At 28.3% G+C, this 17,226-nt stretch carries 20 protein-coding genes; 19 read left to right on the forward strand and 1 reads right to left on the reverse strand.

Translation table 11 applies throughout. The features are described from left to right. Nucleotides 1–12 precede the first annotated feature (12 nt). The 12 genes from LS81_RS01205 (at nucleotide 13) to LS81_RS01255 (ending at nucleotide 7,882) form a co-directional block, all read left to right on the forward strand. Nucleotides 13–1,335, forward strand: a complete 1,323-nt coding sequence (locus LS81_RS01205) for an RAD55 family ATPase (RefSeq protein ID WP_233715932.1) — start codon at nucleotides 13–15, stop codon at nucleotides 1,333–1,335. A gap of 543 nt (nucleotides 1,336–1,878) precedes the next feature. Further along, nucleotides 1,879–2,055, forward strand: coding sequence for a hypothetical protein (locus LS81_RS11170; RefSeq protein WP_161976736.1), 177 nt, complete (start codon nucleotides 1,879–1,881; stop codon nucleotides 2,053–2,055). Between the two features lie 357 nt (nucleotides 2,056–2,412). Continuing rightward, nucleotides 2,413–2,832, forward strand: a complete 420-nt coding sequence (locus LS81_RS01210; protein ID WP_034345038.1) for a hypothetical protein — start codon at nucleotides 2,413–2,415, stop codon at nucleotides 2,830–2,832. An 18-nt stretch (nucleotides 2,833–2,850) separates the two neighbouring features. Beyond that, a complete protein-coding gene (locus tag LS81_RS01215; protein ID WP_034345036.1) occupies nucleotides 2,851–3,156 on the forward strand; it encodes a hypothetical protein in 306 nt (101 codons plus the stop codon). A 149-nt stretch (nucleotides 3,157–3,305) separates the two neighbouring features. After that, on the forward strand, nucleotides 3,306–3,527 hold the full coding sequence (locus tag LS81_RS01220; protein WP_034345034.1) for a hypothetical protein: 222 nt from the start codon (nucleotides 3,306–3,308) through the stop codon (nucleotides 3,525–3,527). Nucleotides 3,528–3,542: 15 nt separating this feature from the next. Continuing rightward, nucleotides 3,543–4,223 carry a hypothetical protein gene (locus LS81_RS01225; RefSeq protein WP_034345031.1) on the forward strand — a complete coding sequence of 227 codons (681 nt, stop codon included), beginning with the start codon at nucleotides 3,543–3,545 and terminating at the stop codon, nucleotides 4,221–4,223. A 27-nt stretch (nucleotides 4,224–4,250) separates the two neighbouring features. Further along, entirely contained in the window at nucleotides 4,251–4,982 is a 732-nt protein-coding gene (locus LS81_RS01230; RefSeq protein ID WP_034345029.1) for a hypothetical protein, read from the forward strand. 357 nt (nucleotides 4,983–5,339) lie between these two features. Then, a complete protein-coding gene (locus tag LS81_RS01235) occupies nucleotides 5,340–6,026 on the forward strand; it encodes an AAA family ATPase (RefSeq protein WP_034345026.1) in 687 nt (228 codons plus the stop codon). A gap of 38 nt (nucleotides 6,027–6,064) precedes the next feature. Next, nucleotides 6,065–6,295 carry a hypothetical protein gene (locus tag LS81_RS11485; protein ID WP_034345024.1) on the forward strand — a complete coding sequence of 77 codons (231 nt, stop codon included), beginning with the start codon at nucleotides 6,065–6,067 and terminating at the stop codon, nucleotides 6,293–6,295. Beyond that, a complete protein-coding gene (locus LS81_RS01245; RefSeq protein ID WP_034345021.1) occupies nucleotides 6,276–6,545 on the forward strand; it encodes a type II toxin-antitoxin system YafQ family toxin in 270 nt (89 codons plus the stop codon). Before LS81_RS11485 ends, LS81_RS01245 begins: the two co-directional genes overlap by 20 nt. A 14-nt stretch (nucleotides 6,546–6,559) precedes the next feature. Further along, a complete protein-coding gene (locus LS81_RS01250; protein ID WP_034345019.1) occupies nucleotides 6,560–6,856 on the forward strand; it encodes a plasmid mobilization protein in 297 nt (98 codons plus the stop codon). Between the two features lie 315 nt (nucleotides 6,857–7,171). Continuing rightward, entirely contained in the window at nucleotides 7,172–7,882 is a 711-nt protein-coding gene (locus tag LS81_RS01255) for a hypothetical protein (protein WP_034345016.1), read from the forward strand. Between the two features lie 4 nt (nucleotides 7,883–7,886). Here the strand turns inward: LS81_RS01255 and LS81_RS01260 are convergent, their stop codons facing one another. Further along, nucleotides 7,887–9,818, reverse strand: a complete 1,932-nt coding sequence (locus tag LS81_RS01260) for a relaxase/mobilization nuclease domain-containing protein (RefSeq protein WP_034345012.1) — start codon at nucleotides 9,816–9,818, stop codon at nucleotides 7,887–7,889. Nucleotides 9,819–10,214: 396 nt separating this feature from the next. On the opposite strand from LS81_RS01260, the gene LS81_RS01265 reads away from it, so the two are divergent. From LS81_RS01265 to LS81_RS01290, 7 genes are all read left to right on the forward strand, one after another. Then, the gene (locus LS81_RS01265) at nucleotides 10,215–10,571 is read left to right on the forward strand and encodes a hypothetical protein (RefSeq protein ID WP_034345010.1); all 357 of its coding nucleotides are present in this window, start codon (nucleotides 10,215–10,217) and stop codon (nucleotides 10,569–10,571) included. 16 nt (nucleotides 10,572–10,587) lie between these two features. Next, a complete protein-coding gene (locus tag LS81_RS01270; RefSeq protein ID WP_052096472.1) occupies nucleotides 10,588–10,833 on the forward strand; it encodes a hypothetical protein in 246 nt (81 codons plus the stop codon). Then, nucleotides 10,826–13,720 carry a VirB4 family type IV secretion/conjugal transfer ATPase gene (locus tag LS81_RS01275; RefSeq protein ID WP_052096471.1) on the forward strand — a complete coding sequence of 965 codons (2,895 nt, stop codon included), beginning with the start codon at nucleotides 10,826–10,828 and terminating at the stop codon, nucleotides 13,718–13,720. Before LS81_RS01270 ends, LS81_RS01275 begins: the two co-directional genes overlap by 8 nt. Nucleotides 13,721–13,855: 135 nt before the next feature. Beyond that, on the forward strand, nucleotides 13,856–13,999 hold the full coding sequence (locus tag LS81_RS11175; protein WP_158659052.1) for a hypothetical protein: 144 nt from the start codon (nucleotides 13,856–13,858) through the stop codon (nucleotides 13,997–13,999). After that, entirely contained in the window at nucleotides 13,999–14,646 is a 648-nt protein-coding gene (locus LS81_RS01280; RefSeq protein ID WP_034345007.1) for a VirB8 family type IV secretion system protein, read from the forward strand. Before LS81_RS11175 ends, LS81_RS01280 begins: the two co-directional genes overlap by 1 nt. Before the next feature lie 12 nt (nucleotides 14,647–14,658). Beyond that, complete coding sequence (locus tag LS81_RS01285; RefSeq protein WP_052096470.1) at nucleotides 14,659–15,879, forward strand: TrbG/VirB9 family P-type conjugative transfer protein; 1,221 nt, start codon at nucleotides 14,659–14,661, stop codon at nucleotides 15,877–15,879. After that, the gene (locus tag LS81_RS01290; protein WP_233715931.1) at nucleotides 15,876–17,219 is read left to right on the forward strand and encodes a DNA type IV secretion system protein ComB10; all 1,344 of its coding nucleotides are present in this window, start codon (nucleotides 15,876–15,878) and stop codon (nucleotides 17,217–17,219) included. Before LS81_RS01285 ends, LS81_RS01290 begins: the two co-directional genes overlap by 4 nt. Nucleotides 17,220–17,226: the final 7 nt, after the last annotated feature.

Below are 17,226 nucleotides of genomic sequence, written 5' to 3' on the forward strand. Positions count from 1 at the left end.
AATAATATCCAAATGAAAACAACATTTTATAGTCAAGAGTTATATGGAAATATAGCAAATAAAATAGAAACAAGTATTATTACATCAGTGATAATGTCCCCAGAACAACATGTAACAAGTTTTCTGTCAAAAATTCCAAAATATTGGTTTACAGAAGAATATTATCCATATTATGAAGCTATACAAAAAGCCCATGAAAATAAAAAACTTGATACGACATATATTTATTCATTATTAATTAATGAATATAGACAACAAGAAGAGAAAGTTATGCTAATATTGGCAAATACGCATATTATTGTTACAATCGATGATTATATTCCCCTTTTAGAACAAAAATACCTTCTAAGACAACAAGCTAAACTTAGCAAGAAGCTCCAATATGCTACTGATGAATATAAAGTGCTTAATATTGAGCAAGAAATACAAAATCATAAACTTTTATATAGAGAGCAATACTCGATTAAAACATTTGCAGAATGGGATAAATTTTACAAAGAAAACCACATTAATATCCAGAAATATGAATTAGGCATACCATTTTTAGATGAAACTTTAGATAAGGGTATAGAATTGGGGCAACTAGTCTTAATTAGTGGAGAATTTGAAGCAGGTAAAACAAGTCTTGTATTGCAAATATTAGAAAATCTAAGCAAACACCATAAAACATGTTTATTTAGCTTTGAATTTCCTATACATACACACATACTAAAAAGACATAAATTCTTTAAAAAAATGATAGAAACAAGCAGATTAACACAAGAAAACGTGGAAAACATAAAAAATAACATGGTTATTATAGATGAGGGAACAGAGATAAGCGAAATAGAAAACAGGATTGTATCGCTTTTTATTTCCGGTATAAAATTTTTTGCGATAGATTCTCAAATGTGTATTTTTAATGAAAATTTTGAAGGATTGGGTGAGAAAGAGGAATCATCAAAATTTGAAATATTGCAACGACTGGCAAAAAAACATAATATTGTTATTATTCTTATAGTGCAAACAAGCAAATTAGATAATACAAGTCCTATGGGAAGCAAAAAAGGTGCTTATTTTAGCTCAATAATAATACGCATAGAAAATGTTATTGATGAGAAAACTAAAGAAATAAATCATAGTAGAAAAAGAATTGTATTTCAAAAAAATAAGCAAACAGGTAAAAATGATATACACAATGTGTATTTTGATAAAGAAACAAGATTATTTTATAGCAATGATATTCCTAATAAAAAATATATAATCCAACCCACTCAAACCGAAACCATAACACAACAAGAATTTGATCAATTAATAAAAAACACAAAAAGAGTAGAAATACCATTTAACTTTTAATTTAATAATGAGGATCATACATGTGTCAAAAAAAATTCTATGTCAAGAAACTAAAAAAGGTAGTATATGCAAACGTTTCTTTTAGGTATAACAGAATTATATACAAAACAAATAAAAATGAAATAATCATGTGTAGTCTTAGTGATTTTATATTGATATTAGAAGCCATAGAAATTGATAAAGATTAGTGCAAATATCACAGAAATAAAATACGTAAAGACTAAACAATAAAATCTATCACAATGAAATTAAATGTAAGTAAATTATCATAATTAGAGATAAATAAGATATAAAATAAAGTTAAATAACACTTAAATAACATATATTTATATTTAACTTATATATTAAATAATATTATTTAAATAATAATTTATATATTAAATATAAATATTTTATTTCTAATTTATATATTAAATTTTAATATATAAACGCTATTTAAACGTTATAACACCATTAAATAAGTAATAAGAAAGATACACACCACACACGGCAACGCTCTAGCGTGTATTCATACTTTACACTACGTTTCACTTCGTATAAAGCATGAAACTTGACACGCTATCGCTTTTTCTTGCTTCTTTACCGCAAAGCCTAGCAATTTTAAACTTAAAAGTCCTGCTGAAATTACATTCCAGCGGTTTTAAGTTTAAAATTACGCCTTGCGGAAGCAAGAAAGCAAAAAGAAAATGCGTGTGTTGTGGTGTGTTTTTTGGGTTTTGACTTGAATAAAAAAGGCATTAAAAAAGTGCTAAAAAAATATAAAAAAACACGTAAATAAGGGGACTTCTTATTGACTTTTATTGAAAAATTTGTTATAATTATTGCATGAATTTAGAAAGAGTTTAAGTAATAAAGGCGATTTTATTTATACAGCAATATAAATAAAATCTAACTTGATTTAACCGAGCAAATCAAGCCCAAATTATAGCAAGATTTAGCATTAAAGTCAAGTTTATTTAGCCTTTTTTATTTTTTTTAAATTCTAAGGTTTTGATATGTTGAATTGGGCTATATTTGATTTCACTCAATCCCGCTTTAATTGTCATGACCTTTTAATTTTACTTGAAAGGTTAAATCATGAAAAAAGAGATAACAGAATACACTTTTAACAGGTTTTTACTTAAAATTTGCCCTTTTGGTTCCTTAGACATTTACAAGGCATTAGAGATTTTAGGCGGAATATATCACGAAAGCGAAACAGCAGACATTTTATCAGATTTGATATATGAAAGCTTAGAAAACAAATTGTTTACAGACATTAAAAACATAGATGTATGTTATTTGGCTATAGGTCATATTTTACAAAAAGCACAAATAAAGCTAAATAACGCAGGGCATAACATAGATTTACACGAAATATTAAACCCTTATTATAATTATTTAGACAGCAGTTTTGATTGCGGTTGTGATGCACTAGCACAAGCCTTAGAAATTGAAACCGAGTTGGAAAATATGGAGCTATTGCAAGCTATTATTAATAATGAGATAAATTTATAAAAACGGAGGGCTACAAATATGTTAAAAAACCATCTTGCAACATTAGAGGGAGCAAAGAAAGGTTTTTTGCAAATAATAGATAATTTGCAAGAACCCGAAACAGAATTTTACGAAGTTGTTTTATTACAACAACAACAACAAGGGGTATTATATTCTCTTATCAGTGTGGGAAGCGTGGAGCTAATAACAAAGAATCTTAGTGAAGCTAAGCAAACGGCTTTAAACCTCATGAGAAAATCTGGGTTAGAATACGCTATTATTAAAAATGCTAATGAAAAGCACAGAGTTAGACTCGACCAAAAGCGAGGGCTTGTTAAATGGTAAGCCTACGCTAAAAAATCGGCGAAAAAGAAGTATTTTAATAGATTTGCTATCATAAATCAAGGTTTTAAAAGTGTTTATTTAATTATTATTAAGTGTTATTTTAATAATAATTAAATATTAAAAAATATTTAAGAGGAAAGGACAAAAAAATGCAAAAGATGACAAAAAGACAAAAAGAGAATCAAATTATACAAGCGTTTAAAGAAAGGATGCAAGAAAGCGTAAAGAGGTTTAAAAATCCTATTATGCGAGAGATTTACCTAAATAATATTTTATTACAAACAGACTCCATAAGGCTACATAAGAAAATGAGTAAATATGTTTATACAAATTTTATAAACATATTAAACGAGCTTAAAGAAACAAATTAAAAAGAAAGGATTAATATGCAAATTTTTATACCAGCAACGATATTTCAATGCAAAATAAGCAAGAATGAGTTAATTAGTAAATATAGAACATTACATATCACAAAGGAATATGTAGTTTTTACAAACGCAAAAGTCATGATAAAAGCTTATTGCAATAACATCGATTTAGCATGTGATGAAATCAATCTTGATTTTTGTGAGCTAAAGAATTTAATCAAGGTTGGGAAGAAAAGCGGTGAAATATCATTTTTTATTGACAATATAAAAGAAAATGAAGCAGAAATAACCCGCAAGAGTAGCAAAGAAGTTATAAAGGGCAGAGTAAGAACATATAAAACATATTTAGACTATAACGCACTATATGATAATTTTGATTTTTATCATAAGATAACGTTATCAAAAGATTTTAGTAAATTATCATTATTTTGCAATGCAAATAAAACTATAAAGTTTGAAAATAATCTCATTACAGCAAAACTAGGTAATGCAAGAATTGCAAAACAAAGCGAGAGTCTTGAAAATACGCAGCTTAACGGATTAAAAATAGCCTTATCAACCAATAATAACTCAATGATAACCTTAGATACAAATAAAGAGGCAACATGGTATTTTAAAAATGAAAGCAGCCCCTACAGAATCATGCAATATGATCTTGAAAATACTCTTGATATTATAGAAATGCCAATAGCATTATAATAAGAATTTAAATAAAAAGGATGCAACATGAATATAACACAAATTGCAAAGACTTATAATATTTTAAGCAAACATATAAACCAAACATGTGTCGCCATTAAAGGAGAACAAAAGATAATTTATAAAGTAAAGAATAAATTTTATTTTATGAATGAAAAAGACAATGTTTTCAAATGTATAGCCCAATTAGATTCTGAATTTTTAGAAACTATGGATACATTAAAAGAAAATGTAATTTTTAGTTTAGTTTCAAGTGGCTTTGATACGCTAGAAAAGGTAAATAATGAAAATAACTATTTTGCTATGTTTGATCACTTGTTAATGGAATTAGATAAAGCAACATTATTGCATAATGACTTTTTTTCTTTTTGTATTAATGATATTGATAGGGAAAATAACATTATTGATAATAACATTATTGATAATGGCATTATTGATAATGGCATGATAGAAAAGCATGAAACAGAAGCAGAAACACAAAAAGCACTAAGTCTATTATCTGATAAAAACATTATCACTAATTTTATAGAGAGTTATTTTAAACCTAGATTTAACTATAATCCTACAATGGACGACATAAAAGAAATGATTTTGCTTTTTAAAAAACCTAGAAAATATCTTTTAGACAAATGTATGCCTCAAAATACAAACATACAAGATTATAAAAAAGAATGCAAACAAAGTAAAATAAAAGAAACAAGGGTTCTAAAAGTAATAACAACAAAGGTAAGAAGCCCACCATTGAAAAAGTGGGATTAGGGGAGAACCCACCCACAACCGCCCGAGATAAAAGTTAAGCAACAACATATCTTTTTAAACACAAAGTCATTTAGAGTTTGTATCTATTAATAAGCATTTTGTATGTTTTAATATCTAAATTTTAGTTTTTAATAAATATTAATTAACACTTAAAAATAATTAATTATACGATAATATATCATATATTAAATATTATTTAATATGTAAATAAACAAATAAAAGGCATAAATTTAATGTTAAATAAATATATTTTTAATATTAATAAGTGTTTATTAATAGATACATAAGCATAAATTTAAGATATAATTATCTTAAATTATTGCTTTAATCTATTAAACTTAATAACAAGGATTTTCAATGGTTATTGCAATAGCAAATGAAAAAGGTGGTAGTGGAAAAACTACTTTAAGTGTTAATTTAGCTATTAAATTAGCACAAGAGGGTGATGATATATTGCTTATGGATTCAGATCCACAAAGAAGCACAGAAGTATTTGTAGATATAAGAACAAATGCAGAGCATGAATTTTTGTTTAATTCATTGCAAAGAACAGGTTATGGATTAACAAAGGAGATTAAAACTTTAGAGAAAAAATATGATTGCATTATTATTGATACAGGTGGTAGAGACTCTAAAGAAATGAGACAAGCCTTAGTTGTTGCAGATATTATTATCATTCCAACAATACCAAGTCAATATGATGTTGCAGTGCTTGATAAAATGGTAACAATATGCGATGAAATTGGTGTTATGAATCCACATGCAAAAATATTGATATTGATTAGTAAGGCAAGTCCCAATCCATTTTTGATAAGTAAAGTCAAAGACTTGCAAACCTATATAAATGAGAAAGAATTGGTTAATTTAAAACTTATGGATAGTGTTATATATGAAAGGGAGGCATACAAAAATGCAACAGGTTTAGGTTTGGGCATTACAGAATATTGCAATGAGAATGATAAGGCATATAGTGATTTTATTAAGTTTTATGATGAATTACTATGTGAGATTAAAGCGATGAGTGTAAAAGAACAGATAGGCTAACAATAGCGATCTAAAATATATTTAAAAAAGGAGAGAATATGACTTTAGTAATTAGTAATGTAAAACAAGAGTTTGTAGAGAAATTTAAGGATTTAGCAAGTAAGATTCACGCAGATGTTGAAATATGTGAGAGTGAGAGAGAAATACCCAATGCTCAAACAATGGAAGCCATAAGATTATGTGGTAATAGCGAATCAACAGAGTATGCAAATTTTGGAGAATTTTGGCAAGAAATGGAAAGGGAAGTGAATGCTGAAATTAAAAATTGAAAATAGCTTTAAAAAGGACATAAAGACTGTATACAAGCAAGGGTTAAAACAAGGTGAGATAGAGCCAATCATACAGAAGCTACTATCACAAGAATTGTTAGAATCAAAATATAAAGACCATAAGTTACAAGGCGATTTAAAAGATTTTAGAGAATGTCATATAAAGCCTGATTTATTGTTGATATATCAAGTAAAACAAGATAGTTTGCATTTAGTAAGAATAGGCAGTCATAATCATCTATTTAAATAAAAAAAGGAAATACGATGGGTATTAAAGAAATTAATCAGCAAAAACAAAACACATTTAAAAGTGTAGAGTTAGAAAGAAAAACAAAAAGGGCAAATGATATAGAAACATTTATTGAAAATGCAGAGGGTGAAACTTCAAAGAAAAGATATGGTGCTCCATTAAAGGATAAAGAGAAGAAAAGCACAGAAAGACATAGTTTTTATTGCACACCAGCAGAAAGCAAGAAGATAAGAGAAATGGCAGAACAATATAATATGAAAATCGCAGAATTTATTAAATTTAAAGTATTTGATAAGTATAAAAATATGTGATTCTTTATTATAATTTTGTAATACAACCTCATTTAAAATGAAAGGAGAATGTATGAAGAAATATTGTTTAATATTAGTGAGTAGCATTGCAATAGTTGGATCATTGACAGGCTGTGCAAAAATGTGGATTTGGTTTGGTATGGGAGAGAAGCAGGGGTAGATTATACTCAATGCAAAGATTTGGAAAAGAGAGCAAGAGATTCAAGTGTAAAAATGTAAGAAAGAGAAAAAGCACTTAAGGAACTCTCTGTTTGCAGAAAGGATACTGAAAAGAAATTTTTAGATAATCAAAAATAAATTTTGAAAGGATAGAACATGACAAATAAATTTCTTATATTGGGTAAAAGATTGGGTGCAGTGGCTTTAGGTGCAACACTATTGTGTGTTAGTGTGCAAGGGGCTACACTTAAAGAAATAGAGGCACAAAAAGAGGCAGAGGAAAAAGCACGATCACGATCGGTTTCAACACTTAAAGAAAATGAAGTAATCATCGCTTATGATGATAATGTCATTGCAGAACTAGCACATGATATACCAAAAGATAAAAAGAAAATCTTAAAACAAGCACTATATTATTCAAATGTTGCAAGTGAAAAATATTATAAGAAGGAGGCATTAGGACATGTATTTGAAACTAATCATGTTACATCAGGATTATGCAACCCAGAATATTTAATAGAGCCTTATAGAAATATAGAAGTAACAAAACTTGATAGAAAAAGACTTTTAAGCGGTAAACATCAAGCAGGGAGTAGTTTTGATGCAACAAAATATGGTTTTATAGATGATTGTATTCTTGCAATTACATGGGCAGCAGCAAGAGAGTATGAACAAACACATAACAAACAATATTATTGGGAAGGAAAAGGGTTTAGTCAAACAAGACTGAATGAAAAGAAAGCCTTGCAAAAATGGTTAGATGGTGTGTTTTATCCATATATTAATAGTTTAGATGTGACAGATTATGATTATATTAAAAGATATTTAATAGACATTAAAAAAGCAATGGTTATTAAGAATAAATAATAGCCTATCTCTCGACCCCTTTCTTATTAGAGGCATTTTGTTTTACATTTGTCTCTTGTTTTTGTTTTGCTTTTTCTAGCAATCGCAAATGCACTTTATAATCTACTATGGCATTCTTATCGTATTTTTCTAAATATTCATGCAAAGTATTATTTTTATATTTATCATGTAATGATTTACGCATATAATCTATATTTCTTATCTTTCTATCAATTAAATACCATTCAATAAAATCATTGTAGAATTGCTTCTGTTCTAAGCATTCTCCTTGTTGTTTAGTTTCATTTTCACGCTCTATGAAAAAGTTATTGATTTTTGTTTGCAGTAGCGTAAAATCACTGAATTGTTGCTCTTTTTGGTGCATTGTATTCTCTACTTTAGAATCTAAATAATTTGTAAGATTCTGAAACTCTTTGAAGTAATACTGCAAAGTCTTTATGTGATATTTATTAAGACTTGCTTCATCTTTAAAAATACTTTCATAATGAAGTATTTTATCATCGATGATTTTATCAATTACAATAGTATTTGTTTGCAATGTGTTTTTATAGCTATCAAGTAATCTTGTATCAAGCATATTATTTTTATCTATGCTCTGTAATACTTGCAGTTTCTTTATCATGTCTTTTTGTGCAAAAATTAATGATTTACTTGTTGATTTTACACCTAAATGTTGCAACAAGGCATTATCTAATTCATTTTGTAAGTTAAGAGATTGTGTAATATCTGATGTATTTTTTCTGATTTCATTTTGTATATCATTTGCTATACAAAGTTGTTCTTTTGTGGCATATCTTTTGTGTTTCATAACAAAATCTAAATACGCTTTTTTTGCGATCACATTTGTATAATCATCATTAATATCTTTTGCAAAATTATTTCTATGATTCATAAAATCAAATCCTAGATTATTTATAGCCTTGTTGAGTTTATAAATTTCTTGTTTGTAAGTCTTTTGATGTTTGTATGCAACAGTTATCGCCACTCTTAATTCTCTTAGAGCTTCTAATATATTTTTATATTGTTGTCTTGTTGTAAAATCAAGTCTCTTATGCAGAAACTTTTCTTTTTCATAGAGGGTTAGAGCTTTTAATTGTTTGATGTATTCTTGTTTTTTAGCTACATATTCTTTTATCTCATTTTTTGTATTATTTAGTTTGTGTTGCAACATTTCTTTTTTATTGGCAATAATATCTTTGTCTTTATTTATTTGAGCGATAGTATCCATATAGTGATTTCTATTTTCTCTTTGCTTTGTCCTATCGATTTGTTCTAAGATATTTGTTTTTTCAAATCTATAAGCATTGTGATAATTTAAATTTCCATGATAATTAAGTGAATCTGCAAAATCATCTCGCATTTCATTAAAAAAGTTTTTAACACTATTTTTATCTTTGAAGTGAAGTTTTTTATGTGTGAGCATACTGTTTTTATTAATTACTACATGAATATGTGGATTATTTTGATGCACATGCAAAACTTTTACATATTTATATTCATAAAAATGTTTTTGCAATAAATCATTAACACTTTGTTGCAACGCATAAATATTTTGAGAATTGACTTCTTCTCTCATGGAAAAACATAAATGCCATGCTTCTTTAGAGTTAGCTTTGGAGCTAAAATCTTTTTGCCAATCCTTTAATACCTCACTTGCATTAACCCTCATTCCATTTTCATCAATAGCATAATCATAAGGACCATGTCGTATAATATAATTAATTGCATTATAAGTACCTCTTGCAGTTAAATTTGAAAGTAATTTGACAACAGCCTGTTTAGAAAATCTTTTATCTTTTTTTAATAACGATAGGTTTGCAGGTTTAACTATTTTTTTTGGAGGTTCTTTATAAAATCTTTTTTGGATTCTAAGCTCCTCATCACTAAAAAAATCAGCTAATACTTTTTCCACATGTGCATAAGGTTGTCGCGGCATTATAAACGCACCTTTAATGATAGATCTTATGAACAAAATAATATCTTTTTATCAGAGAAAAACAAATATTTTTGTAAAAAAATTATAGGAATATTTGTAAGTTATTTTTGGGAAAAAATTATGGGCAGGATAACCCTTTTGTCCGCACAAAAATACGCTCAAATATCGTAGATAGCGATATTTGAAACAAAAACATAGTTTTTTGTAATAATCTCAAAAAAAGTAGAAACTTATAAGCAAAAAAATATTGTAGATGTAAGCAAAAAAAATATTTTTTTGATACAAAAATCCTAACATATCCATCTATGAATGTTAAATTTTTCTTAATTATATATTTTTTGACTTATTCCAAAATATTCATTATTCTTGCACAATTTTTTTAGCGAAAGGATTTCTATGTTTTCAAAACATTTTCTCAAAATGCAGAGTGCAAGACAATATATCTGCAAGAGAATAAATAAACTTTATTTCTCTTTTCTTTGCTTTATATTTTACTCTCCTTTTGCATTCGCAGATTTTGCAAGTCTTGGAAATCAAGTAAAAGGAGAATTAAAATCAACAGCAAGCACAGTTATGAGTGTGCTTAATACCGTAGTTGCAAGTGTTGGCATTGTGTATGTGTGTATTGTTGGATTTATTTTTATCTTTAAGCCAGATACATTCAAAGAAAACTCAAAAGTTTTAATCGGTGCTTTAGTTGCTCTTGGAGCATTATATGGCATTACAAATTTAGGACAAAGTGCATTCATATAGAAAGAGGAAACTTATAATGATTGTTGTTGATAATATAAGAGAGATTACAAAAAAAGATAAGATAAGAGGCTTGTCTCGCAATGCGTGGGTATTAGTGCTTTTGTTTGGAGTAACAAGCTTTATTCTTTTTCTTTTTTATGGACTTATTGCAACTCTTATCTTAATCATAACACTTGCAATACTTGAATATTTTGATGATGACATATATGACATCATTGCCATTAATTTCCAAAATTCTTTTCAAAAGGCTTATTATGCTTAAGAAGTCATTTTTTAAAGAAATATTTGCTCATAATAAGTTAAATCCAAAAAACAATAGTTATGGAAAAACACTAAGCAATATACAAAAACATGCCCTCAAAAATCCCATAAGCATGAGTAAGGTAAATCATTCACACACTAGCAATATAGAAAGCATTAATACAGGAGATACAAATGATACAAGCAATAATCTGATTGATACTAGCTTAAATGTTACTACTAAGCAAAAAAATATGCCAACACAACAATTACTTACATACAATAAAAATGAAAATATTGATACTTGTAACATAGAATCTAACCATACAAGCAATATTATTGATACAAGTGAAACACAACATACTGGCACAACAGAAAATACAAGCCATGTTTCCTATGCAGACCATGCAAATATTTCAAATAGAGAACATGAAAACTTGATTAATACAAAAAAATATAGAAGAAATAAAAACAATAAAACACCCAAAAAGTCTTTTAAAGAAGTAATCACGGACAATGCAAATAAAATACTTGGATTCTTTGAAAATATTTTCATAAAAGAACCATTAGTATATAGCTTATCTTATGAAAATAATATTGCATGTAAATTAAATGATACTACGCTTGTTACAAGAGATGGTAATGTGTGTGTTGGAATGAAGTTGGAGGGTGCAAGTTATGCAAGTATTACACAAGCAAGAGAAATTGACTTAGCTCAAAATCGCTCTCAATTTTTTAATACACTAGATTCTAGCATTGAACTCAATATAATATGTAAAAAAGAACTGATTGATTTAGAATTTCATGAATGCACAATCAATAATAAATATGCTGAAACTATTATTAAGAAATGGGAGTGTGGAACAAAAGCCTATAAAATAAATTATTATCTCATTTTTTCTACAAAAACAAAGCGAGTTACAGGCTTTTTTGAATCCAAGAAGCGTGCTTTGACAGAAGAAGAAGCTGAACATGAAAACAAAATACAATCATACAAAGATAAAGTTGCAAAACTCACTGAAGTCATTGAAAATACAAAAGGTAGCTTAACAGAATTTAATCCTGCTGTAATGAAAAGTGATGAATTATTAAATCTTTATGCTACCTATTCTAATATGAGTGAAACAAGGCTTAAATATAGTTATGATTTAATCACTGATTGCTATATGACAAGTGATGTTGAGTTTAAAAAAGATTATATGATTTTTCACACAAATACAAATGAAACAATCTATGCAAGATTTATAAGTATAAAAGCTTATGAGACAGAATCTGTATCAAGTATTATTCCAACAGGTATTTTAAGAGAAAATACAGATTACTACTTTTTATTTAGTGTTGAAGCCTTAAAAAAACAAGATGCAATCAACAAAATAAAAAGAGTAAGAACTTTTGCAGTAGATATAGTGCAAAATAACTTAGATAATTTAGTGCAGTTAATGCAAAGTGATAGAGAAAATATTATGAAAATTTCTCTTTCCATTTTATTGATTTCTAAAGAGAGTTTAAATGACTTAAACGAAAAAACAAATAGCATGAAAGCTCTATTAGAACGACAAAGTTTAAGCACAGTGAAAGAAACACTCAATCAAAAACCTTTGTTTTTTAGTTTCTTTCCAAGCAGAAGCAATCTTAATGCTAGAAAAAGACATCAAACAAGTGCTGTATTATCTACATTATGCACATTTGAAAATGATATTTTAGGCAATAAAACAAATAGATGGGGCAATCAACCTATCACAATTTTTAAACATTTAAGCGGTAGCCCATATTTTTTTAATTTTCATGATAGTAATTCAAATTCTAGTGTGGGACATACTTTAGTGATAGGCGGCACAGGCTATGGAAAAACTACACTCATGCAATTTTTAATACTTAATCTCTTTAAATATGATATTAATATCTTTGCGATGGACAAACTAAGAGGTATGTGTGCTTTCACCGAATTTATTGGTGGAGAATATCATGATTTAGAAAAAGGTAGCTTTAGTCTCAATCCATTTTCACTCAAAGACACAAAAGAAAATAACATGTTTTTACGCATGTGGCTTTGTGAAATGGCTGGTATAAATGATAATGAACATGATTTAAAAGATATAGTAACACATACTCTAAAGCAACTAAGAGATATAGAAAAAGGTTTTATAGAAACAAATAGAGATCATGTTGTAAGTTTAAAGGATTTCTATGATTCCATGCGACTACCAAATGACACAGCAATAGATATTAAATCGCAGTTTAAAGAATATTTAGATAGTTTATTTGATAATAAAGATTGTGCCCTAAATTTTAACAGACAACTCTCAATACTCAATATGGATGCCATATTAAAAAATCCAAAAATATCTGCATTAAGTGCAATGTATTTATTTCATAAAATAAAAAACATTTCAAAGAATGCTAATAAGGGATTTTTTATATGGATTGATGAATTACGAGATTATTTAAATGATAAAAATATGCGAGATAAAATCATTGAAATGATTGTAGAAATCAGAAAAATCAATGGTGTTATCACTATGGGGTTACAGAATCTTGATTTCTTAGACGAACTTTCTAATGCAAACACTTTTATTGACAATATGAGCAATTACATTATATTTCCAACAAAAGATGAAAAAACATTAGAACAACTTCAATCAAAACTTTCTCTAAGCAATAGTGAAATTAACTTTTTATCACAGGCAAATAAAAATAAAAGACAGATTCTCTTTAAACAAAAAGAAACAGGCAGTGCAATTCTTGATATTAATTTATCAAGTCTTGGAAAAGATTATCTAAGAATTTTTTCAAGTAGCAGCGAAGATGTCAATGACTTATTAGAGTTAAAACGACAATATCCTAGTGAATGGCGTGATAGATACCTAAAAGGCTTAAAGCCCAACTCATTTGATAAGGAGCTAACATGAACATTAAAGCTTATGTAATTATTGTCTTCTGTAGTTTTTTATTTATAGCATGTAACAATAACAATAAAACACTCAAACCACCAAAGAAAAGTCCATGTGCTTGTTATGATATACAAATTGATATGGAGAACATTCATGTATAAAAAACACATCAATAGCTTTTTTATTGCAATCATGCTTACAATTACTGCATGTAATTCTGTAAAAATAGATATGGAAAAAATAAAACCGCAAGTAGCAAATGCACCTATGTTAAACATGCAACAAAAGGATAAATAATGGCATTTGATGATAGAGAATTAAAAACAGATCCAAACTATATCTTTAGGACCGAGAGAAACATAAAAGCTATTATGTTTTTATGGATACTCATACTTAGTGTTATTGTTGTCTTGCTTATTGTTGGATTTTTCATTTTATTGCCTTTAAAACAAAAAGAACCCTATCTTGTATTTTTCTCAAATGCAGATACAAACTTTGTAAGAGTGGAGCAAGGTAACTACAACATAAGAGCAGATGAAGCCTTACTTAAAAGTATTATTGCCACCTATCTTTTAAATCGTGAAACCATCAATAGAATTGATGATATAGAGCGATACGAAAAGATAAGATTGCAAAGTAGCAAGGAAGTATGGGAAGTGTTTGAAACAATTGTTAAACAAGAGGGCTCAATCTACCAAGAAAAGGACCTTTATCGTAATATAAAAATTATAAATCTCTCTATTCTTAGCAAAAATGTAGCAAATATTGACTTTATCACGGAAACAAAAAATGGTAATTCAAATAAAACCATGTTAAAGAGATATAGGGCAACTCTGCAATATGATTTTATCAATCAGGAATTAAGCTTTGATTCTGTGCCAGAGAATCCAAGTGGATTTATCGTAACAGGTTATGCCTTAACAGAAATTTTTGATGATAAATAATAGGAAATACACATGGAAACAAAACATAATGAAGCAGAAAACGATAAGATAAAAACAAAACACAAAAAACTTCTTTGCATTATCATATTTGCAATAGTGCTTTATGGATTGCATTATAAGGTGTATGCTTCATGGACTGAAGCCGATCAAACAGAATATGAAAAAAGAATGCAACAGGGCCAAGCACAAAGTCTTGAAATGGCAAAAGAATTAGCCAAAATTCAAGCCGATTCATTGCGAGAACAAGAACAAATCAAACTAGAATCAAAAAGGAGGGCAGAATCACCTCTTATGAATTCTAGTCAAAAAGATTTTAGCTCAAGTCTTGTGATTAACAAAAATGAAAAAACAAACAATATTTCAAAAAGTATAAATAGTGCAAAACCAGCACATAAAAATGTCAAAATGCCATATTACAATCTTAATAAAAAAGAGGGTGAAAGCCTTAGTAAAGAAGAAATGGAAATGCTTGCAAATGCTTATCGTTTGCAAAATCTAAAAGCATTACAACAAAACTTTTTTAATAAAGATTATGACGATAGCTCAAATACGCTTAATGTGTTAAAACCAAAAGAACATACTATTAAAATACGAACACGATATGCAATGACTTCTACAATCATTATGGAATCCAAAATTGTGGGTTATATACTTGGAGATAGTGTAGGATTTGAGGTAAAAGAATTACCACACATGGAAAATGCACTATCTATACGACCAAAACTTATCGGTATAGATACAAATCTTACCATTTTCACACAAGACAAACGCATTTATAATCTCTATATATTTAGCACAGATTACAAAAGCAAAAATCCACCAAATCTTATTGTAAATATTCAAACACCTTATACCAAAGAGGAAAAAGAGCAATTGGAGCTAGAGAAAAAGAAAACCATAGAGCTTGATAGAAAAACCTATCTAACCATTGGTGATGGCATAGATTCTTTGAAAATCAAAAGAGAAGATATAGATACAAGATACATACAAAAAACAAAGAAAAAATATGCTTTTCTATTTGCAGAACAAGTCTTTAGTGACAAACAATTCACATACTTTAAATACAACAAAGAAAACATGCCAGAAATGCCAGCAGTATGGGTAGTTGTAGATAAAAAAGATTCGCCTATTGCTTCACGTATTATAGGGGATTATCTTGTTGCAGAAACAACAGCTAATAACTTTACAATACGCATAGGAGATGCTTATGTTTGTGTAAGGAAAAAGAAATGAAAGCAAGAGTATTGAACACATTGTCTTTTTCTTTTGTGCTTTGTTTAGCATTAATGCAACAAAGTATAGCAGAAAGTCCGCTTAAAATAAGCAATAACCAAAACAATGCACAAAAAGATAACTTAGATTATTTGCTTGATGATTATAAAACCAAATTTCCTGTAAATGATTATATATGGCAGAAAGAAAAGCCACAACAAAGTGCATATGATTATTTTAATAAGCAACAAAATGATAAGTCTAATAAGTCTATTTCATTAGATCCACATCAGCAATCATTAAAAACACGAATGCTGCAAGAACAAAACAGACTACAACAAGCAATGCAATACAATAAACAAATAGTAGAACAACAAAACAAACAACAAACAAAAAATACAAAAATGACCAAGATACATACCAATCACACAAACAAACCAAAATCAAATATCAATAAAACATCACCAAAAAACATAGACATGGAAGTGTTGTTTTTAGAGGCAATGGAGGAAAAGAATCCATTGTTTGCAGAATATGGAGATGAAGACTTTAATCTCAATTATGCAACCGCTATGGGATTAGGCAATGCTAATAATATAAGTGATTATGGCAATTTATTTAGAGACTCATATCTTGGAGGGCGAGGCAATACTCAAATGCAAGAGGATAGCACGACAAAATATGGAGATTCTCATTTCTCTAATCAAGAAAACATAGATGAAGCCACAAACGAACACAAGCTATATCGCACAATAACAGCAGGTAAACTTATACCATGTATTCTACTTACACCTATTAATAGTGAGATTGAGGGATTAGTATCTGCACAAGTAGAACAAGATATATATGCACATATGGGTAGAGCAGTGCTAATTCCTAGAGGCAGTAAAGTTATAGGTTTTTATAAAAATGACAATGAAATAGGACAAAGTAGAATTCAAATTGTATGGAGAGAAATTATTACGCCACAAGGCGTAAATATTATTCTTACAAATGCAGTAGCAAGTGATAGTGAGGGGTATGCAGGAGCTAAAGGACACTTAAATAATCGTTATTGGCAACTCTATGGCATGGGAATAACAATGCAAACCTTAGCTAATGCCATTACTTTTGGAGTAGCAAATACAACACAAAAGCCTAATGCAAGTATAGGATCATCGTTCTATACAGGACAAATTCTAGCACAAAGTCAAAGTGATATAAATAATGTTTTAAGGCAAATTATCTCAAAGCAAAATGATATAAAACCTATTATTCAGATAAAAGCAGGTAGTAGGATTTATATCACGCCAACAGCACATATTTGGTTTCCAATACCAAGAAATAAAGAGACAATGGCAAGATATTTTGATGATGAATAATAATTTT

Source organism: Helicobacter trogontum (genome assembly GCF_000765905.2).
GTDB lineage: Bacteria > Campylobacterota > Campylobacteria > Campylobacterales > Helicobacteraceae > Helicobacter_A > Helicobacter_A trogontum.